The following is a 24,129-nucleotide window of genomic DNA, read 5'->3' on the forward strand; positions in this document are numbered from 1 at the left end:
CGAGATTCGGCGGACTGGCGACGTCTACGGCTGCGCCTCCGCGACTCGCCGGATCGCGCCGGCGATCACGTCGATGCCGAGCGACAGGTCGTCCTCGACCACGTCGAAGTCGGTGGTGTGGTGCCCGCCCGGGTGGTCGGTTCCGACGCCGAGGTAGCAGGCGAGCCCGCCCTGATCTTGGACGCGGTTCATCAGGTACGTAGCGTCCTCGGAGCCGCCGAGGTCGTCGCTGTCGACGATGTTCGTGACGCCCTCGACGTCGCCCGCGGACTCCCGGACGAGGGCGGCGAGCGCGTCGTCGCTCGTCGCGCTGGGCGCCTCGCCGAGCGTCGACACCTCGACCTCGCAGTCGTGCATCGCCGCGGCGGAGTCGAGGATGCGGTCGGCGTGGTCGGACATGTACTCGGCGAGCTCCGTCGTCTGTCCGCGGAGCTCGCCCTCGATGTGCGACTCCTCGGGGATGATGTTTGTCGCGGTGCCGCCGCCGACGAGCCCAGCGTTCACGCGCGTGGGGCCGTCGGCATGCCGCGGGATGGCGTAGAGGTTCTGGACCGCCGCCGCCATCGCCTGAACCGAGTTCCGACCCTGCTCGGGGCGCGCGCCGGCGTGCGCGGGCTCGCCGGAGAAGTCCGCGAGGAAGTGCCGCACCGCGAGGAACCCCTCGACGCCGCAGACGACCTCGCCGGACGGGTGATCGAGGCCGACGTGGACCGCGTAGAGGTAGTCGACGTCGTCGAGGTGGCCCGACTCGGCCATCGGCTTCCCGCCGGCGACCTGCTCCTCGCCCGGCTGGAAGAACACCTTGAGCGTGCCGGAGAAGTCGGAGTCGAGGACGGCGTCGAGCGCGCCGAGCCCCATCGTCGCGTGGGCGTCGTGGCCGCAGGCGTGCATGAACCCCTCGTGCTCGGAGCGGAACCCCTCGGCGGCCGGGACGTGCTCGGCCGACTCAGACTCCGTGATCGGGAGCGCGTCGATGTCGACCCGCAGGCCGATCACGGGGCCGTCGCCGCGCTCGACGACCGCGACGCAGCCGGTGTAGCCGCCCGAGAGCCGGTCGAGGATATCCGGGTCAGCGCCCGCCTCGCGCGCCTGCTCCTCCCACTCCGAAAGCTCCTCGTCGTCGGGGACGTTCAGTCGCTCGTCGGTCGCCAGCGCGTCTGGGCCGACGTGGAGCTCCGTCAGGTCCCGCTCGCGGAGGGCCTCGACGATGCGGGCGGTGGTGTAGAACTCGCGCCACGCGGGCTCGGGGTGGCGGTGGAGGTCGCGGCGGAACGCGCGGTACTCGTCGTCTTCGAGAACGCTCATACCCGTGGGTGGCCCGGGGACAGGTTAAAACGTCGGCTGCCGGAGAGCGACGGGGACCGCATCGGAGCCGACCGCGGGCGGCTCACTCCTCGGCCGTCCCCATCCGCTCAGAGTAGTCCCACGCGTGGATCCGCTCCGGTTCGATCCGGATCTCGACCTCCTCGCGCTCGGATCGCAGGAGCCGGTCGGCGGTCGGGTTGTCCGTGCCGCCGAGGTACTTCGTCAGGAGCGACCGCAGGAGCCGCTTCCCATCGTCGGGTCGGACCGTCGCTCGGCCGCGGCCGCGGACCCCCTTGTACGGCGGGTCGTTCGTCGACACGTCGAAAGAGACGCTGTCGTCGTGGTCGACGAACTCGACCAGATCGGCGTTCGCGCTCGTCGCACAGCGGATCGCGCCGGGCGGCCGCGCCGCGCCGTCGCCGTCGTCTCCACCGTCGGCGCTCCCCCCGTCCGGGTCCCACGCGAACCACAGCGAGACGATCCACGGACGGTCGCCCGGGGTACGGCAGCCGAGGCGGACCGGGACGGACGCGGCGGCGAGGAACTCGTCGACGCGGTCGCGGTCCCACGGGCCGGTCGGGTCCATACCGATCCCACGCCCGCGCCCCGCCTAACAGTTGCGCCGCCCGGACTCGATCGAGGTCGGCGGCCGAACCACTCGGAGCCCGGCGGCTCCGGAACACAAGAGAATTGACGGTCCCCCCGCGAGAGGTGGTATGACCGACTACTTCGAGGTCCACGAGCGCGACGGCGCCGCCCGGCTCGGGGAGGTCCGCCTCGCCGAGCCCATGTCCACGCCGGCGCTGGCGGACCCGTTCCTCGACGACGGCGGAAGTCTTTGGGCCGGTGACCGCGAGGTCCCAGACGGCGACGAGACCGCGCTGACGGTGCTTCCCCACAGGGCGTTCCCCGCGGGGACCCGCGACGAGGTGCGCGAGTCGTTCGCGGTCGACCACCCTGGCGTCGCGTTCCCCTCGGCCGCGGTCGTCGACAGTCGGAGCGCCCGCGACCTCGGCGCCGACGCGTACCTGCTCTCGGACGCGCAGGGGTTCGTCGGCCACGGCGAGGCGTTCCGGGACGCGATCCTCCGCGCGAAGTCGGCGCTGCCGCCGGACGCCGCGCTCGGCCTCTCCGGCGTCGCGACCCCGCGGAACGTCGCGCTCCTCGCGTACGCCGGCGCCGACCTCGTCGACGCGACGCGCGCCCGGACGAAGGGGACGCAGGGGATGTACCTCACCGCCGACGCGGAACACTTCCTCGAAGACTTGGAGGAGCTCCCCTGCGCCTGCCCGGCCTGCGCGAAACCCCGAAGCGAGTTCACCCGGGACGACTGCGCCGACCACAACGCCAACGCGCTGCGGGCCGAGCTTCGGCGGGTCCGCGAGCGGATCCGGAGCGGCCGCCTGCGCGATTACATCGAGGCGCAGGCCCGCCACGAGGGGTGGCTCACGGCCGCGTTCCGCGAGTTCGACGACCAGTGGGGGTACTTGGAGGAGCGGACGCCGCTCATGCGCGACGCGGAGGTGACGGCGGCGTCGGCGGAGACGCTCGACCGCGTCGAGATCCGTCGGTTCGCCGACCGCGTCACGAGCCGCTACCGGAACCGGTTCACCGACCAGCCGCTCGTGTTGGTCCCCTGCTCGGCGACGAAGCCGTACAGCGACTCCCAGAGTCACCGCCAGTTCCACGACGCGATCAAGTGGCGCGGCCACACCGTCTCGATTACCTCCCCTATCGGCGTGGTGCCGCAGGAGCTCGAGACGACCTACCCCGCTCAACACTACGACTCGGTCGTCACGGGCGACTGGAGCGAAGACGAGATCGAGTTCGTCGCGGAGGTCCTCCGGCGGTATCTCGAACGCAACGACTACTCGCGCGTCGTCGCGCACGTCCCCGAGGACGGGTACCGCGAGATCTGCGAGCGCGTGGAGAGCGACCCCGCGATCGACGCCGGCTTCGAGTACACCTGCGTCGACCACCCGACGACCGACGAGTCGCTCGGCGAACTGAACGCCGCCCTCCAGGGCGAGCCGGCGTACAGCAAGCGGGAGCGCGAGCACAACACGGTTCGCGCTATCGCCGATTACCTGCTCGGCGACGGCGCGGGCGACGACCTGTTCGGCGGTCTCGGCGCGAGCGGCGGAGGCGACCGATACGGCGGCGAGGCCGACGTCCGCACCACCGGCCGCTACCCCAAGCTCCAGGTGTGGGGCGACGAGCCCGACGCCGGCCGCGAGGGCGAGCCGGGCGAACAGCTCGCGACGATGGTCCCGCAGTACGGCACGCTCTCGTTCACCCTCGCCGGCGCGCGCCGCTGGGTCGAGAGCGACGCGCCGACGAAGCGGGTGGAGATCGATCAGTTCGTCCCGCGTGGCTCCGTGCTCGCGCCGGGCGTCGTCGACGCGGACGACGATATTCGGGTCGGCGACGAGGTCGTCATCGAGGGGCCGAAGGCGTTCGCGGTCGGCCGCGCGGCGATGTCTGGCCCAGAAATGGCGGGATCGACCCGCGGCGTCGCCGTCGAGGTGCGGCACGGAGAGGAGAAGTAACTGGACGGCTCCGGTGAACTCCTCGGCGGACGATCGCCTTCAGTTGTCGCGCCGGACCCGGAGCCCGTTTCGATGTCGGCCCGCTACGACTCGGGAGCGCTCCGCGAGAAGTTCCCCGAACTATCGGCGTTGCGAGCGCTTCACTCGTCGGCCTCGGATCCCTCCGCGCCGCCGAGTTCGGACAGTTCGGTTTCCAATTCCTCGGAGTCTTCGAGGAGCAACCCCGTCCCGCCCGCGGCGATCATACCGACGCCGATCGCACGGAGCTGCCGGAGGTACGCCGGCTTCGCTTCGAGTTCCGACGCGTTGTCGAAGTTCTTCCCGATCATCTTTTTGCTGAGCCTGACGCTCGCCCGCGGGAAGAGCGCGGTGACGACCCCTTGGACGAGTATCATTGCGGACCCGAATAGACGGCCTTTCTCACAGCCTTTCATACACGGTAGTACGTCTCGCCGCCGGATAACTATTGCCCCTAACACGCAATACCACCCCGTCAGTTTTCTTCAGATGCGCATTTCCAGCAACTTCCTCCGTATATATTGTGGACTTTTTACAACACTATGTTTATCCGTAGGGCGCCTGTATACGACCTATGATGAGAGACGCTGAGGCGGCGGACCGATGTTGTGGAACCGCCGTCGCTGCGACCGCGAAGCAGCGCCCGACAGACTCGCCGCTCGGAGCCGACACCCCGTCGCGCGTCGGGCCGTCCCCGGACGGGAGGTCGGCATGACCGCACGGAATCCGATAGCCGCTCGGACGCTCGCCGTCCGCGGGGCCGGGACGTTCCTGATCGGGGTCGCCGTCAATCTCGCTCTCGGGTGGATCGCGTTGACCGGGGGTCTCGTGGCGTCGACGGAGTTCTTCCGGTACCCCCCGATCGTCGTCTGGACGCTGTTGGGAACGATCGGTGCGGCCGTTATCTACGGGGCGCTCACGCGTTTCTCCGCGACGCCGGACCGGACGTTCGTCCGCGTCGCCGTCGCCGCGCTCGTCTTGTCGTTCGTCCCCGATGTCGGCCTGCTCGTCGCCGTCGAGGGCGTGACGACGAGCGAGGCCGTCGCGCTGATGGCGCTTCACGTCCCGCCGGCGATCACCGCGATGATCGCGCTCCCGAACACTCCGTTCGGGCGTTAGCCAGCTTCCGGAGTTTACACCTTCGCGAGGCCGGCCGAACCCGCACTCCTCAGTCGTCGGCGGTCGCCTCGGGTCGGTACGCCTCGCTAATCTTCTTCCACTTCCCCGACCGGAACCGGAGGTAGTTGATCGCGGCGGGGATCGTCGTCTCGGCCATGAACGCGAAGTAGAGTCCCCACAGCCCGATCGCCGGGAGCGCCACCTCGGGGACCGTGAGGCCGACGAGCGGGAGGTCGATCGCGGGTGTCGCGTCGTGTGCGCCGACGTACGCGAGCGGGATCGACACGCAGAACATCCCGAGGAACTGGCTCGCGAAGGGGATCTTCGTGTCGCCGGCGGCGTCGAGGGGGCCGGCCGCCCCGCCGGAGACGCCTTGGAAGATCACCGCGGCGCAGGCCGCGTACACGAGGTTGACGGCGATCGGTATCTCCGGGCTGTCGGGCGACTCGGCGAACAGCGAGACGATGTCGGTGGCGAAGACGGCGATCAGCACCGCGGAGACGGCGTACGTCGCCACCGAGAAGCGGATGATGTCGCGGGCGTACGCCTCCGCTTCGTCCGGGCGCTCGACGCCGAGCTCCTGCCCGACGAGGCTGGAGGAGGCGAGGCCGAACCCCCAGCCGGGCGTGTTCATGATCCCCCAGATGCGGCGGGCGATGACGAACGCGGCCACGGTGTTTTCCCCGAACACGTCGAGGATGGCGAGCATCGGGAACTCGGCGGCCGTCCACACGAGGTTGCGCGCCCCGACCGGGACGCCGATCTCGACGAGGTCGCGGAGCATGCCGGGGTTCAGGTACGAGCCGGTCGGGTCGATCGCGACCGGGAACTCGCCGATGAGGGGGGCGCTCCCGCGCACGAGGCCGACGGTGAAGCCGCCGACCGCGAGCACGTTCGAGAGGACGGTGCCGACCGCGGCCCCCTCGACGCCCCAGCCGAACCCGAAGATGAACAGCGCGCTGAGGGCGATGTTCGCGACCGCGCCGCCGGCCCGGACCTGCATCGCGGTGTAGGCGTCGTCGCAGCCGACGAGGATGCGGCTCCCGACGAGGTTGAGCGCGGCGAACGGGACGCCGAGGCCGACGACGCGGAGGTAGTCCGCGCCGTAGGCGATCGCCGCCTCGTTGCTGCTCAACACGTCGATGAGCGCGGGGGCGAACAGCCAGAACGCCGCGCTGACCGGCAGCGTGATCGCCACCGCGAGGAGGACGCTGGAGCGCACCGCGTCCCCCAGTTCGCCGAACGCCTCGGCGCTGTACCGCTGGGAGACCAAGGCGATCGTGCCGCCGGCGACGCCGCCGCCGAACGCGAACGCGAGCCCCCAGTAGGGCCCCGCGAAGCCGACGCCGGCGACGGCGCTCGTGCCGACCGCGACGCCGACCATCGCGACGTCGACCGCGTTCTTCGACATCCGGGCGATCCCGGTGACGATCCGGGGCCACGCGAGGTCGGTGGTCCGCACCACCCGGTGACGGTCGATCAGCCCGGCCCTCGCGAGGGCGAAGCCGATGTAGAGGATCAGCGCGCGGAAGGGGTTCGGCAGCCGAGAGATCAGCTCGCGGAGGGAGTTCGGAAGGCGAGACACGGCAGATGCCCGCCTTTTCCGCTGGCGGCTAAAGGAGTTTCGTCACGCGGCAGGCGGTTCCGGATCGAGCGGGGGTCGCGGGCCGAGCCGTCGCCCGATCAGGCGCCCGAGACGAGGTAGACGGCCGCGGCGGCGAAGACGATCCCGAGCCCCTTCCGAGCCGTGAACGACTCGCCGAGGAAGAGGAAGCCGATCACCGACGAGAAGACGAGGAACATCGCGAAGATGGGCGTCACGACGCTCACCGGACCCGCGGAGAGCGAACGGTACAGTGCGAGGATCCCGATACCGAGGAACACGCCCGCGGCGAGCACGTGCGCCAGCTTCGGCGAGGCGAGGTGGCCGGTGAACTCCTGTCCGGTGTACGCGATCACGCCGAGCGCCATGGCGACGAGCAGCGTGTTCGAGACGACGACGGCGACGTCGCTCGGGATCGCGTTCGGACCGGTCGTGGCGACGCGCATCAGCGGCGAGACGAGCGCGTACGCACCCATGGCGAGCAGCGCGTACGGGAGGTAGGTCGTGGCCGTAGCGTCCATACCACGGGGTCACCGCCCGGAGGCAAGTGCCTATCGACCCGCGTTCGGCGGCGGCCCCAGCGGGGCCGACTCGTCGGCCGACCGCGAGTCGTCGGGAACGTCGCCTTCCCGGTCGGCGTCCGAACCGCCCCGGTCGTGAACCGGGACGCAGACCGTCACCGCCGTCCCCCTCGGCTCGCGCTCCGCGAACGATATCCGGCCGCCGAGGTGGTCGACGCCCCACTTGACGATCCACAGGCCGATCCCGCTCCCGTGGCGCAGCGGCGTCTCGGTGCCGCGGTCCAACACGTCGTACTCCGCGGGGTCGATGCCGGGACCGTCGTCCGCGACGGTGACCTCGACCCAGCCGTCCTCGACGAGGGCGTCGATCCGGGCCCACGGCTCGTCCGCGTCGTTGTGTCGGACCGCGTTCGAACAGAGGTTCTCCAAGACGACCCGCAGCACCACCGACACCGAGACGGACGGCACCGTTCCGACCTCGATCCGCGCGTCGGGATCGATCTCCCGCGCGTCGGCGACGGCCTCGTCGACCACGTCCGGCAGCGGCGCCGACCCGGACTCCTCGGTCGGGGCGAACAGCTCGCCGGCGGTCCGGGTGCGCTCGCTGCGTTCGAGCATCCGCCCGGCGCTCTCCTCGATGACCGAGAGCGCGCGTTCGTCCGTCGGGTCGGTCCGGAGCCGCGCGGCGTACCCCTGAATGAGGTTGGTCTCCGTCCGCACGTCGTGACGGAACACGCGGTTGAGCACGTTGAGCCGCTGCTGTTGGCCGAGGTACGCGCCGACGTCGTGGAAGGGTATCACTCGGGCGGTGGTGCGGTCGTGGTCGTCGGTCACGTCCCTGACAGTCGCCTCGTACGGTCGCCGCCCGTCGCGGCCGACGATCGGGACCGCTCGCGGCGCGTCACCCTCGGCGCCGTCTGGCTCGCTGACCGTCTCGTACTTCGGGACGACCGCGTCGGCGGGCTCGCCGATCGCCGCGCGCCGGTCGACGCCGAACGTCTCGGCCGCGCTTTCGTTCAGGTCGACGACGAGCCCCTCGGTGCCGACGACGAAGACGGGGTCGTGAAGCTGCTCGAAGACGAGCTGTGGCGCGCGCGGCGGCGCGGCGCGGGCGCGAGCGTCAGCAGTCGGAACCGCGACAGCGCGAGGAGGTATGCCACCCCCGAGACCACGAACACCAGCGGGGTCGGATCGAGCCCCGGGATCGGAATCGCGCCGGAGAGGTAGGCGACGCTCCCGGCCCACGGCGCCGCGGTCCCGACGAGCAGCGCCGCGCTCTGCCCGCGGAACGGGCGCGCGTCGTCGCGGATCAGCTGGATAAGTGGGACCGAACCGACGGCGCCGAGGAGGTAGGTGTACCCCGCGATGACGTAGTACAGCGGACCGGGGACGACGTCGAGGAACGTTCCGACCGCGGTCTCGCGCACGAATCGACCGACCGTGAGGAGGTTCCCCGGGTCGTCCGCGGCGGCGACCGCGACGGTGGCGACGGGCACGACCGACACCAGCGCAACGGAGAACGGCGTCACGTAGCGGTCGTAGCCGGTGTACGCCAGCGCGAAGAAGAGCCAGCCGACCGGGATGGCCACGACGCCGACCCACTGGACGTCGTACCACAGCGCCTTCGCCGGCAGCGTGGTCGCCTCCAGTTCGAAGACGAGGAACGTCGCCCACCAGACCTGCCCGGCGAGCAACACCGCGAGCCACGTCGCGCCCGGCTCCGGTCGCTCCCGCCACGCGAGGATCGCCGCCGCCAGACCGACCGTCACGGCGACGAGGAGAGCGACGGAGAGCGGGCTCAACGCGGCCATGCCGTTTTTTACACAGATCGGATTTATAACTCATCGGGTCTGTTCACCTAATTGAAAATTCCGGCGTCACCCGGCCGAACCTACCGGTGGGCGCCGCCTCACCCGCCGAGCGCGAGGAGCGCGACGCCGGCGACGAACGCGCGGTGAACAGCGCGCCCGCGTCGAACGCGGCGACCCGTCCGAGGGACCCCGCGGCGGGGGTGGTTGCGCGCGGACGAGACTGCGCTGCCGTGCCGTCTGGCGTCGACGGCCTGATCGGTTCGTTTGCCATGGAGACGTCCGCCGCAGGTCGGCGACGGACGTGCGTCGTGGGGTATCGATCTACACTTACCCACGCCGTGAGGCGTTAACAAAACGCGAGCGCTCGCGGTATCAGCGGGCTCGGTCGAACGACGCGGGCACCTTCGGGGTTCAGTACGCTTTTGACACGAGCGGCCGATAACTCGCGTATGGACGGAACCTTCGATCACGTGATGATCCGCGTCGAGGACTTAGAGGAGAGCCTCGACTGGTACCAGACCCACCTGAACTACGAGGAGAAGGGCCGCTGGGAGGCCGACACCTTCACCAACGTCTTCCTCGGTCCCGAGGACGTTCACGAGGACGGCGCGCTCCTCGAACTCACGTACAACCACGACGGCCGGAGCTACGAGCTCGGCGACGCGTGGGGTCACATCGCGGTTCGCGTCCCCGAGGACGCGCTCCAGGAGTCGTACGACCAGCTGATGTCGGAGGGCGTCGACGACTACCGCGACCCCGAGTCCTGCGGGAACCGCTACGCGTTCGTGAAGGACCCGGACGGCCACGAGATCGAGATCGTCAAGCGCGACCACGGCGCGAAGTGGAGCATCGACCACACGATGGTCCGCGTCGAGGACGCCGACGAGGCGCTCGGCTACTGGACCCGCAAGTTCGAGTACACCGAGTACCCCGGCCGCTGGGAGGCCGACACCTTCTCGAACTACTTCGTGGCGCCCGAGGACGCACCGGAGGAGGCGATGAAGCTCGAACTCACCTACAACTACGACGGCCGGGAGTACACGATGGGCGACGCGTGGGGCCACGTCGCGGTCCGCGTCGACGACCTCGACGACGCGTGGGACGCGCTGATGACCCGCGAGGCCCCTGACTACCGCGACCCCGCCTCCTGTGACCACAACTACGCGTTCACGAAGGACCAGGACGGCCACGAGGTCGAACTGGTCACGCGGGACTGAGTCCGCCGCCGTCCGACTCCGTTTCTCCTCCGCGGTCGCCGTCAGTCTGCCGACTCGACCCCGGTGATATCGAAGCGCGCCCCCCCGGCCTCGCTCTCGACGGCCCGCACCGACCAGCCGTGCGCGTCGGCCACCTGCTCGACGATCCGCAACCCGAATCCGGTCCCCGACTGCGATGTGGAGTAGCCGGCGTCGAACACCGTCCCGCGCAGGTCCGGGTCGATCCCCGGGCCGTCGTCGGCCACGTAGAAACCGTCCGGCAGCGATCCGACCGTGACGGTCAGGTCCTCGCCGCCGTGTTCTATCGCGTTCCGGATCAGGTTCTCTAACAGCTGTTTGAGTCGCCCCTCGTCCGCGACCACCGTCCCCTCGACTTCGGTGCGCAGCGTCGCGTCGCTGGTGTCGACGGTCCGCCAGCAGGCGCCGACGACCCGTGCGATGTCGACCGGCTCGGCGTCGGTCACGGGGTCGCCCTCGCGCGCGAGCGTGAGGAGGTCGTCGATCAGCGCGGTCATCCGGTCGTGGGCGCGCTCGACCGCCGCCAGGTGTTCGCTGTCACACTCCTCGCGAGCGAGTTCGGTCCGGCCCCGCGCGACTTCGAGCGGGTTCCGGAGGTCGTGTGACACGACGCCGGCGAACTCCTCTAGTCGGTCGTTCTGCCGCTCCAACTCCGCAGTCCGATCCGCGAGGCGACGGGTGCGCGCCTCGGCCTGGAACGCCGTCTCGGCCGCGGTCGCCAGGATTCCGGCGAGGTACTCGTCGACGCTGCCGAGCATGCCCGGCTCCGTCTCGCCGATCGATATCGTCCCGAACTCGCCGATCGGAACGATGAGCAGGCTCCGGAGCGGCGTGTCGACGTCGAGCGCGTCGGTCGTCCGGATGTCGTCGAACTTCCGGAGCTCGCCCGCCTCGAACGCCGCCCAGTTGAGGCTCCCGCCGTCCGGCGTGAACGTCTCCCGCTCGGGCAACACCTCCGTCGCGCGGTCGGAGACGGCGACCGGGACCAGCCCGCCGGCCGCCTCGTCGTAGAGCCGGACGGTAACGATCGAGAACTCCAGGACGTCGGTGGCGGCCGCGACGGCCTGCTCGGCGATCGCTTCCCGCGACTCCGCGCGGACGAGCGTCCGCGTGGCGCCGTGGAGCCGCTCGACGCGGCTCTCGCGCTCGATCCGGTCGAGCGCCGCTTCGAGGTGGTCGGTGAGGATCTCCGCCACGAGGACGTCGGTGTCGGTGAACTCGTGCGGGTCCGGGGAGGAGACGACGAACAGCCCGTGGTCGCCGATCGGGCCCAACACGAGGCTCTCCGCCGGCGAGGGCTCGTCCAACCGATCGGACGACGAGAGCTCGTCGATGACGACCGACCCCTCGCCGCGGAAGGCGCCCCACGCCAGCGCCGCGCGCGATCCTGCCGGCGCGTCGCGGTCGTACGACGGCTGCTCCTCGAACAGCATCGGCACAGAGTCGCCGAGCGCGGCCGGCTGGAGGCTCTCGCCGTCCTCCGAGAGCAGGTGGATCCCGCTCAACCCGGCGTCGATCAGGTCGTCGACCGCCTCGACCGCCAGCTCGGCCGCCTCGTCGGTGGTTCGCGTGTAGTTGAGCTCCCGCGTCCACTCCCGGAGGCTCGCGAGCGTCCGCTCGCGCTCCTTCCGCTCGGAGATGTCGCGCGTGGTGACGACGTACCCCTCGATGCCGTCCGTCTCGATCCGGTCGCTGCCGACGGACTCGAGCCAGCGGTAGCCGCCGTCGGTCGTTCGGAACCGGTACTCGGCGGTCGGGGGGTCCCCGTCGCCCTCGAGCGCGCCGAGCGCCTCACTCACGGCATCTCGATCCTCCGGGTGGATGTACTCCAGCGCCCGCTCGCCGAGGAGGTCCGACGGCGCGTAGCCGATCACGCTTTCGCACGACGGACTCAGGTACCGGAATCGCCAGTCGCTCGACAGCACCGTGACCACGTCGCCGGCGTGTTCGATGAACGCCCGGTGTCGCTCGCGCTCGCTGTCGTCGCGGACCACGCCGACGAACCGCCGCTCGCCGTCCGCGGTGAACTCACCGTACGAGATGGAGACGGGGACCTCGTGGCCGTCGCGGTGGAGCGCGTTGAACCGGACGTCTGACCAGTCGACGCTCCGCTCGCCGTCGGCGAGATACCGATCGACCGCCTCGAGGTGGTCGTCGCGGTGTCGTTCCGGTATCAGCGTCGTGAGCGGTTCACCCTCCAGATCGGCCGGTTCGTACCCGAACATCGGCTCGACGGCGGCGTTCGCGAACCGGATCACGCCGTCGGTGTCGACCGACAGGATCGCGTCCGACGCCCCTTTTGCGACCGCGCGGAACTGTCCGACGGCCTGCTCGGCCTCCCGCTCGGCCCGCCGCTGCTCGACGGCCTCGACGATCCGGTCCGCCAGCCGCTCGCACTGCTCCGTGTCGCCGGACTTCCGCATGTAGTCGGTGACGCCCGCGGATATCGCCTCGCTCGCGACCGCCTCGCTCCCCCCTCCGGTGAACAGGATGAAGGGAAGGTCCGGGTCGCGCTCACGGACCTCGTCGAGGAGATCGAGGCCGTCTCGACCGGACAACTCGTAGTCGGAGACGATACACTCCACGTCGCGCTCCGACAGCGTCTCGAGTCCGGCGGCCGCGTCGGGCGCCGTCTCGACCGCGATCCGGTCTCGCTCCTCCCGTAAGAACGACGCGACGACCGCACGCAGGTCCAGGTCGTCGTCGACGAGCAGGACCGGGATGCGGTCGGTCATACACTCGGATTACTTACCATTCGGGTATAACGGTTTTGCCCCGCAGGCGTCGAGCGGTCGGCTCCGTCCGAGCGGTCAGCGGTCGCCGGCCGCGATCGCCCGGGGCTCCCGAACCGGTCCGTCAGCCCGCCGCTCGCGGCTCACTCGTCTTCGGCCGGGGTCTCACCGGCGGCCGGACGGAAGGCGACCAGCCGCTCGCCGTCGGTGGCCCGCTCGCCGATATCGACCGTCACCGCGTCGCCGATCGCGACCGCCGGGGCGGCGTCGTCTCCGTCTCGCTCCGCGTCGCCGTCGCGGACCACGCCGGTGAGCCGCGTCGGGCCGAAGTCGACCACCGCGGTCGCGTACGGCGCGTCGTCGGCGAAGCGCGGCGAGGGGACGTGGACGACGCTGTACGTCTCGACGGTCCCCGTCTCGTCGAGGGGCTCCCGCGAGAGTTCGGGGGAGCCGCACTCGGGACACACCCGCCGCGGGGGAAGGGAACCGTGCCCCTCCGGGCAGACGACCGCGAACCCGTCCCCGTCTGCGAGCGCGTCGAGCCACTCGGCGTACTCTCGGTCCGTCGGCGACGAGGCGTCCGCCGCGTCCGCGCCGTCGTCGCTCATTCCGCCACCTCCAGCACGTGGACGACCGCGCTCGCGACGGTCCCGCCCGCATTGTGCGCGACGCCGACCTCGGCGTCCGGAACGTGGTCGCTGTTGGGGTGGTCGCCCCGCAGTAGGCGGGTCAGCTCCGCGATCTGCGAGCCGCCGGTCGCGCCGACCGGGTGGCCCTTCGCCTTCAGGCCGCCGGAGAGGTTCACCGGGAGGTCGCCGTCGGCGGTCGTGACGCCCTCTCGGGCCGCCGCGATCCCCTCACCCGGCTCGAACAGTCCGAGCGACTCCAGCGCCAGCACTTCGGCGATGGTGAAGCAGTCGTGGACCTCCGCGACGTCGACCGCGTCGGCACCGATGTCGGCGTCGGCGTAGGCCGCGTCGGCCGCGTCGTCCGCGGCGGGCGTCCGCGCGAGGCTGTCGCGGTCGCCGAGCGCCATCCGGTCGGTCCCCTGTCCGGTCCCCGTCACCGCGACCGGCGCGTCGAGGTCCCGGTCGGCCGCGTACTCCTCGGAGACGAGCACGAGCGCGCTCGCGCCGTCGGTGATCGGACAGGCGTCGTACAGGTGGAGCGGCTCCGCGACCGGCGGGGCGTCCATCGCCTCGTCGACGGACACCTCCTTCCGGTACTGGGCGTACTCGTTCGGCACCGCGTTGGCGTGGTTCTTCGACGCGACGTGCGCGAGGTCCTCGCGGGTCCCGCCGTAGGCGTCGAAGTACGCGTTCGCCATGAGCGCGTACGCGCCGGGGAACGTCACGCCCGACCGGACCTCGAATAGGTCGTCGGCGGCGATGGCGAGCCCCTCCGTCACCTCGTCGGTCGGGAGGTTCGTCATCCGTTCCATTCCGCCCGCGAGGACCACGTCGACGTCGCCGGCCGCCACCGTCCGGACCGCCTCGCGGACCGCGACCCCGGCCGACGCGCAGGCCGACTCGTAGCGCGTCGCCGGGCAGCGGACCCCGGCGGCCTCGGCCATCAGCGGCGCTTGGTGGCCCTGGTGCTCGGCGAGCGAGCCCATGAAGTTCCCGTAGTTCAGCTCCTCGACGTCGGACCGAGCCACTGCGGCGTCCTCGAACGCCCGGAGCGCGGCCTCCGCGAACAGATCGCGGCCGGTCCGTTCAGGGTGGCTGCCGAAGGGTGTGAGCCCGACACCGGCGACGCGTACCTCAGACATACACGAACGATGATCGGGGATGCGGTTTAGCTCTGCCGGAAGCGGGAGTCCCGGTCGGCGGACGGCGGAGCAGCGCGTGGGCGAGGAAGAGAAAAATTGCCGGACTGCGTCGAGGGTCTGCCCGCGCTCAGCCGATGTACCGGAGGTCGTCGTCCGGCACCGCCGGCCCCTCCTGCATCTCGCGGATCTTGCCGACGACCTCCTCCATCTCCTCGGCGCGGTCCTCGAGGCTCTCGTAGTCGACGCGCAGATCGAGGACGGCTTCGAGGACCTCCAGCACGGCCCGCGCGCTCTTCGGGTCGACGAGGTAGCCGCTCGTCTCGCCCATCAGGCACGTGGCGTCGAAGCCGCGGCGACCGCCGAGCCCCAGCACGAGGCCGGAGACGCCGACGATGCCGCCGGCCGGTTCGTCCGCGCGGAACTCGACGCCCGCGTCCTCCAGGTCGGCGGTGAGGTCGCCGTCGGAGACCGCGCCGAGGACGGTGTACTCCTCGACGAGTTCGCCGGTCGGGACGCCCCCGAGGGCGAACGCGCGCTCGGCGCCGAACTCCGCGGCGACGTCGAGGAACGTCGAGGTGAGCCGGTAGTGGCCCGCGTTCGACCCGGCTTGGTGGTCGCCGGTCAGCACGAGCAGGTCGGCGCCGTCCGTCTCGACGGCGTGGAACTCCGCGCAGGTCAGCTCCGCGACCCCCTCGTCGTCGACGCTCACCTGCGGGGGGAACTCCGTGGCGTACACCCGGCGGACCAACTCCCCGTCGAACTCCTCTAAGATGTGTTCGGCCGCCAGCTTCCCCACGTGGCCGACGCCCGGCAGCCCCTCGATCAACACCGGGTCGTCCAGCTCCGGCGTCGCGACCTCGTCGATCTCGATGTCCTCCATGTCCCGTCCGTCCGGGCGGCGGTCACAAGAGCGTGGCTATTCGCGCGTCGGTACCGTCCTCGCGACCGACCGAGGGGTCACTCCGTCCGTCGTCGCGCCCGCCGCCGGTACTCGCCGTACGGGTCCTCCGGCCCGAACGGGGCCGGCGCGCTGTTCTCGGTGGGACCGTCGCACTCCGGGCAGCGGTCGCCGAGCGCGTACACCGGTCGGTCGTGGACGCGCTCCCAGTTCGCGCAGACGCGGATATCTGATTTCACGGATAGAAGGGTCGTGTTACGGGAAAACGGTCGTGTCCTCGGCCGATCGGCGCTACTCGTCGTCTTCGCGGCGCTCGCGGTGGAACTCGCCGGCGCCGCCGGCGGCCTCGATCGACTCGCGGGCGCGCTCGGCGGCGGCCTCGAGCTGCGACTCCGCCGTCTTGTAGTTCGGCGCGCGGACCTTGATCCGGTACTCTGGTGAGCCGACGTAGCCGACGTCGAGGTCGACACCGTCCGGGATCTCGCCGTTCCCCTCAGCCGCCGCGAGGGCGTCGCGCACGTCGTCGACGCCGTCGGGGGCCGCGGACTCGAGGTCGACGTACCCGGTCACGTCGACGTACGGGACGGAGACGTTGTTGCGGGCGGCCGTGACGATCGCGTCGACGGTGTCGCCGTCGACGTCGACGTCGTCGAGCGCCTCGTCGCCGCTGATCGCGGCCGCCTCGAAGGCGTCGTAGAGGCTCTCGTACTCCGCGAGGAGGGCGTTCGCGACCGTCGTGTAGCGGTCGTCGTCGACGTCCTCGCCGAGCGCGATCAGCATCCAGTTGTCGGCCTTCTGGGCGTTCTTCCAGTCTTGGATCGTCTCCTTGCGCTGGTGTTCGTTGACGTCTTTGATCGAGAGGTCGATCTGGTTCGACGACTCGTCGATCTCCAACACCTTCGCCACGACCGTCTGTCCCTCGCGGACGTGGTCGCGGACGTTCTTGATCCAGCCGGAGGCGACCTCGCTGATGTGGCAGAGGCCGCGCTTGTCCTCGTACTCGTCGAGGTCGACGAACACGCCGAAGTCGGCTATCTCGTCGACTTCGCCAACCACTAGTTCGCCGGGTTCGGGCCAGCCGCTGTACTTCATGACGGAGATGCGAGGCGGTTACCGCGCCTCAACGGTTTCGACGATCTCGCCGTGAAGCTCGGCCTCACCGCCGGTCGGGGTCGCGAGGGTCGTGCCGCAGACCGCACACGACACCGTGAAGGAGGCCTTGCCGAAGACGACCTGTTCGTTCTCGCAGTCGCCGCAGGCGACGCGGTGGAAGTCTCCCGCCATGCTTACTCCTGGAACGTGAGACGGCCGGCGCGCCATCCCTCGCGCATGTGAGCCTTCCCGCAGTCGCCGCAGCGGTACTTCAGGTGGGTCTTCTTCGTCGGCTTGTCGCCACCGGGCACCTTCGAGTACCCGCCGGCGTTGCCGATGGTCGCGAGCGCGCGGCGTCGCTGCCGAGCGTCGCGTTTCATTCCGGTCGCGCGACCCGATCGAACCTTCTCCACCTCGTGCTCGTGGTGGGAGTCACAGTGGGGGCAGTACGTGTTGAAGCGGCGTGGCATTTCCATGGATATCGACCTTGAAACGCGGTTCGTCGCCGACGCTTAAAACGGGTTTGGTCTGGGGCGCCGGCGAGACGCCGCCCCTGACCGAGCGTTCGATGCGCCGCTCAGTCCGCCCACTCTGCCACCGCGCGCACCGGCGACCCGTCGGCGCCGCGAAGGCGGAGCGGGAAGGCGTACAGCCGAAACCGCGACGGGAGGCCGTCGAGCGCGCGGAGGTTCTCGACGATCGGGAGCGAGTCGCCCAAGAGCGCGTCGTGAGCGGGGGTCCCGTCCGGCTCGTTCCGTTCGGACGACCGCGCGTCGGCCGCGCCGCTCGCCGCCGGCGTCGGATCCGGTCCGAAGGTGTCGAGGCCGACCCCGACGCCCGCGGCCCGACAGCGCTCGACGGCCGCCGCAGCGAGGTACGGGTGGTCGCGGTACCGGTCGCTCCCCCAGTGAGACGCCCAGCCGGTGCGGAGGACGAGGAGGTCGACGCCGGGGTCGAGGTCGCTCGGCTCGGGCAGCACCTCGGGCGGAATCGCCGCTCGCGGTTGCAGCGGTCGAAGGTCGACGAGGCGCGCGTCGAAGGCGAACCGACCGACCGGCTGGTCGTCGATCGCCTCCCCCTCGGGGAGCGTGTGACGAGGCGCGTCGACGTGGGTTCCCGCGTGGGTGCCGGTCCGGAGTTCGCTCGTCGCGTACCCGTCGGCCTCGTGGGTCGCGTCGGGCGCGAGCGTCACGTCGGGGTCGCCCGGGTACGTCGGCATCCCCGTCTCGGTCGGTCGCGAGAGGTCGCGGAACACGGTCGGCGGTCGGACCGCGGCGCGGTTAAGTCGGTCGCCGTCAGTGCCCCCGACACGACGGGGTCGGCCCGCCGTCGTCCGCGGGGTTCCGCGGCCCGAACGTATTTCCTGCGCCCGCCGCTGGGTGGTTCCATGTCGGAACTGCCGCTCGACGCCTACTACGACCTGACCCAGATCGGCGAGGTCGCCGTCTCACCGGCGGGCGACCGCGTCGCCTTCACCGCGACCGAGTACGACCAGGCCGCCGACGAGGCGGTCTCCTCGCTGTTCGTCGTCCCGACCGACGGCTCCCGCGAGCCCCACCGCCTGACGAGCGCGTCGGGCGCCGCCTCGCCGACGTGGGGACCCGACGGCGACCGCCTCGCGTTCGTGGCCGCCCGCGATCGCGACGCCGAGAAGCGGGTCGGCTGGCGGGACCGCGACGATGAGGACGCGGGCGACGCGGAGGGCGACGCGAGCGAGGACGACGCGGACGACGAATCGGCCGACGGTGAGGGCGAGGACCACCTCGGCGGCGACGACGGGCCCAAGCCGCAGGTGTGGATCTTCGACCTCGCCCTCGGCGGCGACGCGCGACAGGTGACCGAGCGCGACGAGGGCGTCGCCGGGTTCGACTGGTCGCCCGACGGCGACCGAGTGGTGATCGAGTCGCGCGACCCGACCGACGAGGAGTCCGAGTACCTCGACCAGGTCCGCGAGGAGGGCGGCCCGATCGAGACGACCCGCCTTCAGCACAAGGTGAACGGCGCCGGGTGGACCGACGACGTGACGCGGTACCTCTTCGTCGTCGACCTCGACGACCCCGAGACCGACCCCCGGCGGCTCGACGACGCGCACGGCGGCGGCGCGTTCGAGGACGTCGCCGGCATGGACCCGACGTGGGGGCCGGGCGACCGGATCGCGTTCACCTCCTGTCGGCTCGACCGCCCCGACGACACCACCGTCCGCGATCTCTACGCGGTGTCGGCCGACGGGGGCGACGCGGAGCGGCTCACGGGCGGCGACCTCGCCCACGGCGCGCCCGCGTGGCACCCGGACGGCGACCGGATCGCGACGACCGCGAGCGACCCGGACGACCCGCCCGCGCCGGCGGTGGTGTACCTCGTCGACGCCGCCGAGCGGGAAGGCGACGACCCGGATGCCGACGACCGCGACGCCCCGACCTCGGTCACTGCCGCTCTCGACCGGACGATCGCCCGCGGCGGCGGGGTCGAGTGGGTCGACGGGTCGATCTACACCCGGATCGCCGACGAGAGCCACACCCGGTTGGTCCGTGTCGAGACCGACGGCAGCGCGGAGCGCGTCTTCGAGGCGCAGGGCCGCGACCGGGCCATGGTCGGGTTCGACGTCGCCGACTACGGGGCGACCGCGGTGAAGGTCCTTTCTGAGCCGGAGTCCGGGACCGACCTGTACGCGGTCGACGTCACCGACCTCGACGCGGCCGCCGAACCCGACTCCCTTCGCCGCCTCACGAGCGTCAACGAGTCGCTGACCGACGAGTTCCCGATGCCGGAGGCCCGCCGCGTCGAGTGGGAGTCTGACGGCTGGACGCTCGACGGCGTGCTCTACCACGGCCCCGACGTGGATCCGGACGACGGCGACCACCCGCTGGTGGTGGCGATCCACGGCGGCCCGATGTCGTACGACGAGCCGGTGTTCAGCTTCGGCCACGCCGCCCTGACGAGCCGAGGGTACCTCGTGTTCCGGCCGAACTACCGCGGCGGTACCTCCCGCGGCCGGGAGTTCACCGCGGAACTGAGCGGAAAGTGGGGCACCGCAGAGGTCGACGACATCGCGGCGGGCGTCGAGTCGCTCGCGGACCGCGGGTGGGTCGACCCGGACCGCGTGTTCGGCCACGGCTTCTCGTACGGCGGCATCGCGCAGGGGTTCCTCGTCACGCAGGAGCCGGACCTGTTCACCGCCGCGGCGCCGGAGCACGGCATCTACGACCTCCGTTCGGCGTTCGGCACGGACGACACCCACGTCTGGCTGGAGGCGGAGTTCGGGCTCCCGTGGGAGGACCCCGAGGCGTACGCGTCGTCGACGGCAATGTTGGACGCCGGGAACATCGAGACCCCGCTGCTCGTGATGGCCGGCGGCGAGGACTGGCGGTGTCCGCCCTCCCAGTCGGAGCAGCTGTACGTCGCCGCCCGCAAGCAGGGGGTCGACGCGGAGCTGGTCGTCTACCCCGACGAGCATCACAACATCGGTGACCCGGACCGCGCGATCCACCGGCTAGAGAAGATTCTCGGCTGGTACGAGACGCACGACCCGGCGATCGAGGCGGCGGACTGAATCGCGGCGGCTCCCTCCGGCGGAACCGCTCTTAGTGTTCGACGAACTCGACGAGGACGCCGCCGGTGGACCGCGGGTGGCAGAACGCGACCTCGTGGCCCCACGCCCCCGGGCGCGGTTCCTCGTCGACGAGGTCGATACCGAGGTCGCGCGCGTGGCCGAGCGCCGCCGGCAGGTCGTCGACCGCGAGCCCGACGTGGTGAACTCCCGGCCCCTCGCGGTCGAGATACTCCGCGATCGTCCCGCCAGCGTCCGGTTCGAGCAGCTCGAAGTACCCACCGCCGTCAAGTTCGAGAAAGACGATCCGCATGTCGTCGAACGTCTCCTCGTGGGCGACCGGGGCGTCGAGCAGGCCGCCGAACAGGTCGGCTAAGTCGGTCGCGTCGCGGGTCGCGACGCCGACGTGGTCGAAGCGCATACGGTTCAGTTCCGGCGGCGTCGACTTATAATGACCGCGCGGTTCCCGGTCGCCCTGCCCCTATCCCAAGGTTTGGGTGCGTCCCTGCCGTACCCCGCATCATCACCCAGCCGTGAGCGACTCAGAGACAGGCGGCTCGACGGAGCAGATGACCTCGCGGAACATCCTCGGGTCGCTGCTCAAAAGCGGGCTCCACGAGATGAACCGCGAACGGTCCGGGCTCCTCCTCTCGGGACTGTCCGCCGGGCTCGACATCGGGTTCGGACCGCTGATGATGGCAGTCGTGTTGACGCTTTCTCCGGGGACCTTCGGCGATCTGACGACGGAGCTCCTGTTGGCGTCAGTCTACTCCGTCGGCTTCATGTTCGTGATACTGGGGCGCTCGGAGCTCTTCACCGAACACACGACGCTGGCGGTCATCCCGGTGATCGATCGGCAGGCCTCGGTCCGCCAGCTTGGCCGGCTCTGGGGACTGGTGTACGCGGGGAACATCGTCGGCGGGCTGCTGTTCACGCTGCTCGTGACGCTGCTGATGCCGGAACTCGGCGTCGTCGACCCGACTTCCTTCGAGACGATCGCGTTGAAGCTGGTCGACCACGACCTCCCGTGGCTGTTCGTCGGCGGCGTCTTCGCCGGGTGGCTCATGGGGCTGCTGGCGTGGCTCGTCGCGGCGGCGCAGGACACGACCGCTCGGATCCTCCTCGTGTTGATAGTCACCGGAACGATCGGTCTGCTCCACCTCCCGCACTCGATCGCGGGCAACGTCGAGGTACTGTTCGGGCTGATCGTCTCCTCGGCGATCACTCCGATGGACTACGTCGCGTTCCTCGCGCTGGCGACGGTCGGGAACGCCGTCGGCGGCGCGGTGTTCGTCGCGCTGCTGAAGTACGGTCACGTCGTCCGCGGCGCGGACTGAAAACGCCCGGACAGGGGCGACCGCGGATCGTCTCCGACCTCACCGCCCCGGCTTGTACTCCCCGAACTCGTCGCGGAGCACGTCCGATATCTCCTGGACCGTCGCGTACGCCTTCACGGCGTCGACGACGTGCGGCATCACGTTCTCCGTCCCCTGTGCGGCCTCGCGCAGTCCGGCGAGCGCCTCGTCGACCGCGTCGTCGTCGCGCTCGTCTTTGACCCCCTTCAGGCGGTCCCGCTGGTTCTGCTCCTGATCGGGGTCGACCTCTTCTAAGTCCATCTCGGGCTCCTCGTCGACCTCGAACTCGTTGACGCCGACGATGATCCGTTCGCCCTCCTCGATCTCCTGCTGGCGCTCGAAGGCCACGTCCTGAATCTGGCGCTGGACCCAGCCGCTCTCGACGGCCTCCAGCATGCCGCCGCGTCGGTCGACCTCCTCGAGGATCTCGAACGCCTCCTCCTCGATCCCGTCGGTGAGGTCCTCGACGTAGTACGAGCCGGCGAGCGGGTCGATCGTGTCGGCGGCGCCCGACTCGTGCGCGAGGATCTGCTGGGTGCGGAGCGCGGTGCGGACGGACTTCTCCGTCGGCAGCGCGAGCGCCTCGTCCTTCCCGTTCGTGTGGAGGCTCTGGGTGCCGCCGAGGACCGCGGCCAGCGCCTGATAGGAGACGCGGACGACGTTGTTCTCGATCTGCTGGGCGGTGAGCGTCGAGCCGCCGGTCTGGGTGTGGAACTTCAGCTGCTTCGACTTGGGGTTCTCCGCGCCGAACCGCTCGTCCATGATCTTCGCCCACATCCGGCGGGCGGCGCGGAACTTCGCGGCCTCCTCGAAGATGTTGTTGTGGGCGTTGAAGAAGAAGGAGAGCTGCGGGGCGAACTCGTCGACGTCGAGCCCGGCGTCGAGGGCCGCCTCGACGTACTCGATCCCGTCGCCGAGGGTGAAGGCGATCTCTTGGGCCGCGGTCGACCCCGCCTCGCGGATGTGGTACCCCGAGATGGATATCGTGTTGAACTTCGGGGTCTCCGCCGCGCAGAACTCGAAGATGTCCGTGATCAGCCGCATCGACTCCTTCGGCGGGTAGATGTAGAGGTTCCGCGCGATGTACTCCTTCATGATGTCGTTCTGGATCGTCCCGCGGAGCTGCTCGCGCGGGACGCCCTGCTTGTCCCCCATCGCGACGTACATTGCGAGCAGCACCGCGGCGGGCGCGTTGATCGTCATCGACGTGGACACCTCGTCGAGGGGGATCGAGTCGAAGACGGTCTCGAAGTCGTCGAGGGTGTCGATGGCGACGCCGGAGCGCCCGACCTCCCCCTCGGCCATCGCGGCGTCGGAGTCGTACCCCATCTGCGTCGGGAGGTCGAACGCCATCGACAGCCCCGACGAGCCCTCGTCGATGAGGTAGCGGAACCGCTCGTTCGTCTCCGCCGCGGTGCCCATCCCGGCGTACTGGCGCATCGTCCAGAGCCGCCCGCGGTGCATCGTCGAGTAGACGCCGCGGGTGTACGGCTCCTCTCCGGGGTAACCGAGGTCCTCGCGGTAGTCCAGGTCGACGTCCGCCGGCGTGTACAGCGGATCGACCTCCTGCCCGCCGGTGTCGGTGGTGAACGTCTCCTCGCGCTCGCCGAACCGGTCGACCGTCTCGCCGTAGGTGCCCGCCTCCCACGACTCCTTGCCCTCCCGGATCTCGGCGAGTTCCTCAGGGTCGTACATTACTAAATCGGTCGACCGAACGGGACTTAACAGTTTTCAGGGACGGGCGGGCGCGGGCCGCGCGACCGGCGGCGCCACGGCACCCCGTCCTCGCGGGGGCGATTTAAGTATCCCGCGTTCGACACGGCCGCATGGACGTACTCACGGACCCCGCGCGCCGCTTCCTCGCCGCGACCGCGCCGGACCACACCGCGGTCCAAGCGGAGATGGCCGACCTCGCCGACGAGTGGGGGTTCCCGATCATCGGTCCCGAGGCGGGGGCGGTCCTCCGGCTGCTCGCGCGGCTGACGGACGCCGACCGCGTCTTCGAGTTCGGCTCCGGCTTCGGCTACTCGGCAACGTGGTTCCTCCGCGGCGGCGCCGAGAGCGTGGTCTGTACCGAGTTCGACGCCGACGAGACCGAGCGCGGCGTCGCGTTCGCCGCCGACCACGGCTACGCCGACGGCGTCACCTTCGAGGTCGGCGACGCGATGGAGACGGTCGACCGCTACGACGGGCCCTTCGACGTGGTCCTCATCGACCACCAGAAGGGCCGGTACGCCGACGCCTACCGGACCGTCCTGCCGAAAGTCCGGTCCGGGGGCGTGATCGTCGCCGACAACATCGCCCGGGGGCCCATCGACTTCGAGACCCTCGTCGCACACTTCGAGGCGGGCGAGCCGCTGCCGGACGACGCCGTCGACGGAGCGACGCGCGGCATCGGCGAGTACGTGGGGACCGTCCGCTCCGACGACGCGGTGGAGACGGCGATCCTCCCCGTCGGCTCCGGAATCGCCGTTTCGACGGTCGTTCGATGAGATCGAACGGAACGGTCATCATATCGAGTTACATATATTACTCCGGGTGTGCGGACCGTACGGGACCGACGGGACGGCGGG

At 70.5% G+C, this 24,129-nt stretch carries 22 protein-coding genes and 1 pseudogene; 6 read left to right on the top strand and 17 right to left on the bottom strand.

All coding sequences use genetic code 11. From position 1 onward, the window contains the following. Positions 1-24 precede the first annotated feature (24 nt). The gene (locus EO776_RS07245) at positions 25-1,305 is read right to left on the bottom strand and encodes an amidohydrolase (protein WP_094520300.1); all 1,281 of its coding nucleotides are present in this window, start codon (positions 1,303-1,305) and stop codon (positions 25-27) included. An 82-nt stretch (positions 1,306-1,387) separates the two neighbouring features. Then, positions 1,388-1,891, bottom strand: a complete 504-nt coding sequence (locus EO776_RS07250) for a hypothetical protein (protein ID WP_049929639.1) — start codon at positions 1,889-1,891, stop codon at positions 1,388-1,390. A gap of 130 nt (positions 1,892-2,021) precedes the next feature. Here EO776_RS07250 and arcS point away from each other — a divergent pair, with 130 nt between their 5' ends. Then, positions 2,022-3,854 carry an archaeosine synthase subunit alpha gene (gene arcS, locus EO776_RS07255; protein WP_100050448.1) on the top strand — a complete coding sequence of 611 codons (1,833 nt, stop codon included), beginning with the start codon at positions 2,022-2,024 and terminating at the stop codon, positions 3,852-3,854. A gap of 140 nt (positions 3,855-3,994) precedes the next feature. On the opposite strand, the gene EO776_RS07260 is transcribed toward arcS, so the two are convergent. After that, positions 3,995-4,288 carry a hypothetical protein gene (locus EO776_RS07260; protein WP_049929637.1) on the bottom strand — a complete coding sequence of 98 codons (294 nt, stop codon included), beginning with the start codon at positions 4,286-4,288 and terminating at the stop codon, positions 3,995-3,997. A gap of 295 nt (positions 4,289-4,583) precedes the next feature. On the opposite strand from EO776_RS07260, the gene EO776_RS07265 reads away from it, so the two are divergent. Further along, on the top strand, positions 4,584-4,991 hold the full coding sequence (locus EO776_RS07265) for a DUF6069 family protein (RefSeq protein ID WP_129452380.1): 408 nt from the start codon (positions 4,584-4,586) through the stop codon (positions 4,989-4,991). 49 nt (positions 4,992-5,040) lie between these two features. Here EO776_RS07265 and EO776_RS07270 read toward each other — a convergent pair whose 3' ends face one another. The 3 genes and pseudogenes from EO776_RS07270 to EO776_RS07280 all read right to left on the bottom strand — a co-directional run bounded on the left by EO776_RS07270 (position 5,041) and on the right by EO776_RS07280 (position 8,926). Beyond that, on the bottom strand, positions 5,041-6,576 hold the full coding sequence (locus EO776_RS07270; RefSeq protein ID WP_049929635.1) for an MATE family efflux transporter: 1,536 nt from the start codon (positions 6,574-6,576) through the stop codon (positions 5,041-5,043). 98 nt (positions 6,577-6,674) lie between these two features. After that, entirely contained in the window at positions 6,675-7,115 is a 441-nt protein-coding gene (locus EO776_RS07275) for an EamA family transporter (protein WP_049929634.1), read from the bottom strand. Between the two features lie 30 nt (positions 7,116-7,145). Next, positions 7,146-8,926: pseudogene (locus EO776_RS07280) on the bottom strand (histidine kinase N-terminal 7TM domain-containing protein). Between the two features lie 449 nt (positions 8,927-9,375). Here EO776_RS07280 and EO776_RS07290 point away from each other — a divergent pair. Continuing rightward, positions 9,376-10,143 (top strand): VOC family protein, encoded by a 768-nt coding sequence (locus tag EO776_RS07290; protein WP_049929632.1) that lies wholly within the window; start codon positions 9,376-9,378, stop codon positions 10,141-10,143. Positions 10,144-10,184: 41 nt separating this feature from the next. On the opposite strand, the gene EO776_RS07295 is transcribed toward EO776_RS07290, so the two are convergent. From EO776_RS07295 to EO776_RS07335, 9 genes are all read right to left on the bottom strand, one after another. After that, positions 10,185-12,896: a hybrid sensor histidine kinase/response regulator gene (locus EO776_RS07295; RefSeq protein ID WP_049929631.1), complete on the bottom strand. Its 2,712-nt coding sequence runs from the start codon at positions 12,894-12,896 to the stop codon at positions 10,185-10,187. Between the two features lie 140 nt (positions 12,897-13,036). Then, a complete protein-coding gene (locus tag EO776_RS07300) occupies positions 13,037-13,501 on the bottom strand; it encodes a Zn-ribbon domain-containing OB-fold protein (protein ID WP_049929630.1) in 465 nt (154 codons plus the stop codon). Further along, positions 13,498-14,664: a thiolase domain-containing protein gene (locus tag EO776_RS07305; RefSeq protein WP_049929629.1), complete on the bottom strand. Its 1,167-nt coding sequence runs from the start codon at positions 14,662-14,664 to the stop codon at positions 13,498-13,500. The genes EO776_RS07300 and EO776_RS07305 overlap by 4 nt, the downstream gene beginning before the upstream one ends. Positions 14,665-14,791: 127 nt before the next feature. Continuing rightward, positions 14,792-15,544, bottom strand: a complete 753-nt coding sequence (locus EO776_RS07310; protein WP_049929628.1) for a proteasome assembly chaperone family protein — start codon at positions 15,542-15,544, stop codon at positions 14,792-14,794. Between the two features lie 77 nt (positions 15,545-15,621). Continuing rightward, positions 15,622-15,801 carry an RNA-protein complex protein Nop10 gene (locus EO776_RS07315; protein ID WP_049929627.1) on the bottom strand — a complete coding sequence of 60 codons (180 nt, stop codon included), beginning with the start codon at positions 15,799-15,801 and terminating at the stop codon, positions 15,622-15,624. Between the two features lie 52 nt (positions 15,802-15,853). Then, positions 15,854-16,654: a translation initiation factor IF-2 subunit alpha gene (locus EO776_RS07320; protein ID WP_049929626.1), complete on the bottom strand. Its 801-nt coding sequence runs from the start codon at positions 16,652-16,654 to the stop codon at positions 15,854-15,856. 18 nt (positions 16,655-16,672) lie between these two features. Next, a complete protein-coding gene (locus EO776_RS07325) occupies positions 16,673-16,846 on the bottom strand; it encodes a 30S ribosomal protein S27e (RefSeq protein ID WP_100050449.1) in 174 nt (57 codons plus the stop codon). A gap of 2 nt (positions 16,847-16,848) precedes the next feature. Beyond that, positions 16,849-17,130, bottom strand: a complete 282-nt coding sequence (locus EO776_RS07330) for a 50S ribosomal protein L44e (protein ID WP_004595867.1) — start codon at positions 17,128-17,130, stop codon at positions 16,849-16,851. A gap of 101 nt (positions 17,131-17,231) precedes the next feature. Then, positions 17,232-17,909 (bottom strand): cyclase family protein, encoded by a 678-nt coding sequence (locus tag EO776_RS07335; RefSeq protein ID WP_100050450.1) that lies wholly within the window; start codon positions 17,907-17,909, stop codon positions 17,232-17,234. A gap of 132 nt (positions 17,910-18,041) precedes the next feature. On the opposite strand from EO776_RS07335, the gene EO776_RS07340 reads away from it, so the two are divergent. After that, positions 18,042-20,204 (top strand): S9 family peptidase, encoded by a 2,163-nt coding sequence (locus EO776_RS07340; protein ID WP_100050451.1) that lies wholly within the window; start codon positions 18,042-18,044, stop codon positions 20,202-20,204. Between the two features lie 31 nt (positions 20,205-20,235). Here the strand turns inward: EO776_RS07340 and mce are convergent, their stop codons facing one another. Then, the gene (mce, locus tag EO776_RS07345; protein WP_094519800.1) at positions 20,236-20,622 is read right to left on the bottom strand and encodes a methylmalonyl-CoA epimerase; all 387 of its coding nucleotides are present in this window, start codon (positions 20,620-20,622) and stop codon (positions 20,236-20,238) included. Between the two features lie 112 nt (positions 20,623-20,734). Here mce and EO776_RS07350 point away from each other — a divergent pair, with 112 nt between their 5' ends. Then, the gene (locus tag EO776_RS07350) at positions 20,735-21,538 is read left to right on the top strand and encodes a formate/nitrite transporter family protein (protein ID WP_049929623.1); all 804 of its coding nucleotides are present in this window, start codon (positions 20,735-20,737) and stop codon (positions 21,536-21,538) included. Positions 21,539-21,577: 39 nt separating this feature from the next. On the opposite strand, the gene EO776_RS07355 is transcribed toward EO776_RS07350, so the two are convergent. Then, the gene (locus EO776_RS07355) at positions 21,578-23,251 is read right to left on the bottom strand and encodes an acyl-CoA mutase large subunit family protein (protein WP_049929622.1); all 1,674 of its coding nucleotides are present in this window, start codon (positions 23,249-23,251) and stop codon (positions 21,578-21,580) included. Positions 23,252-23,382: 131 nt separating this feature from the next. Here EO776_RS07355 and EO776_RS07360 point away from each other — a divergent pair, with 131 nt between their 5' ends. Further along, entirely contained in the window at positions 23,383-24,048 is a 666-nt protein-coding gene (locus EO776_RS07360; RefSeq protein ID WP_094519799.1) for an O-methyltransferase, read from the top strand. Positions 24,049-24,129: the final 81 nt, after the last annotated feature.

This window comes from Halorubrum ezzemoulense, from assembly GCF_004126515.1.
In the GTDB taxonomy this organism is placed as follows: Archaea; Halobacteriota; Halobacteria; order Halobacteriales; family Haloferacaceae; genus Halorubrum; species Halorubrum ezzemoulense.

Excerpts from the sequence above, each read along its gene's own strand:
- EO776_RS07245 (WP_094520300.1), bottom strand. The coding sequence starts at position 1,305 with ATGAGCGTTCTCGAAGACGACGAGTACCGCGCGTTCCGCCGCGACCTC.
- EO776_RS07250 (WP_049929639.1), bottom strand. The coding sequence starts at position 1,891 with ATGGACCCGACCGGCCCGTGGGACCGCGACCGCGTCGACGAGTTCCTC.
- arcS (WP_100050448.1), top strand. The coding sequence starts at position 2,022 with ATGACCGACTACTTCGAGGTCCACGAGCGCGACGGCGCCGCCCGGCTC.
- EO776_RS07260 (WP_049929637.1), bottom strand. The coding sequence starts at position 4,288 with ATGAAAGGCTGTGAGAAAGGCCGTCTATTCGGGTCCGCAATGATACTC.
- EO776_RS07265 (WP_129452380.1), top strand. The coding sequence starts at position 4,584 with ATGACCGCACGGAATCCGATAGCCGCTCGGACGCTCGCCGTCCGCGGG.
- EO776_RS07275 (WP_049929634.1), bottom strand. The coding sequence starts at position 7,115 with ATGGACGCTACGGCCACGACCTACCTCCCGTACGCGCTGCTCGCCATG.
- EO776_RS07290 (WP_049929632.1), top strand. The coding sequence starts at position 9,376 with ATGGACGGAACCTTCGATCACGTGATGATCCGCGTCGAGGACTTAGAG.
- EO776_RS07295 (WP_049929631.1), bottom strand. The coding sequence starts at position 12,896 with ATGACCGACCGCATCCCGGTCCTGCTCGTCGACGACGACCTGGACCTG.
- EO776_RS07300 (WP_049929630.1), bottom strand. The coding sequence starts at position 13,501 with ATGAGCGACGACGGCGCGGACGCGGCGGACGCCTCGTCGCCGACGGAC.
- EO776_RS07305 (WP_049929629.1), bottom strand. The coding sequence starts at position 14,664 with ATGTCTGAGGTACGCGTCGCCGGTGTCGGGCTCACACCCTTCGGCAGC.
- EO776_RS07310 (WP_049929628.1), bottom strand. The coding sequence starts at position 15,544 with ATGGAGGACATCGAGATCGACGAGGTCGCGACGCCGGAGCTGGACGAC.
- EO776_RS07320 (WP_049929626.1), bottom strand. The coding sequence starts at position 16,654 with ATGAAGTACAGCGGCTGGCCCGAACCCGGCGAACTAGTGGTTGGCGAA.
- EO776_RS07325 (WP_100050449.1), bottom strand. The coding sequence starts at position 16,846 with ATGGCGGGAGACTTCCACCGCGTCGCCTGCGGCGACTGCGAGAACGAA.
- EO776_RS07330 (WP_004595867.1), bottom strand. The coding sequence starts at position 17,130 with ATGGAAATGCCACGCCGCTTCAACACGTACTGCCCCCACTGTGACTCC.
- EO776_RS07340 (WP_100050451.1), top strand. The coding sequence starts at position 18,042 with ATGTCGGAACTGCCGCTCGACGCCTACTACGACCTGACCCAGATCGGC.
- mce (WP_094519800.1), bottom strand. The coding sequence starts at position 20,622 with ATGCGCTTCGACCACGTCGGCGTCGCGACCCGCGACGCGACCGACTTA.
- EO776_RS07355 (WP_049929622.1), bottom strand. The coding sequence starts at position 23,251 with ATGTACGACCCTGAGGAACTCGCCGAGATCCGGGAGGGCAAGGAGTCG.
- EO776_RS07360 (WP_094519799.1), top strand. The coding sequence starts at position 23,383 with ATGGACGTACTCACGGACCCCGCGCGCCGCTTCCTCGCCGCGACCGCG.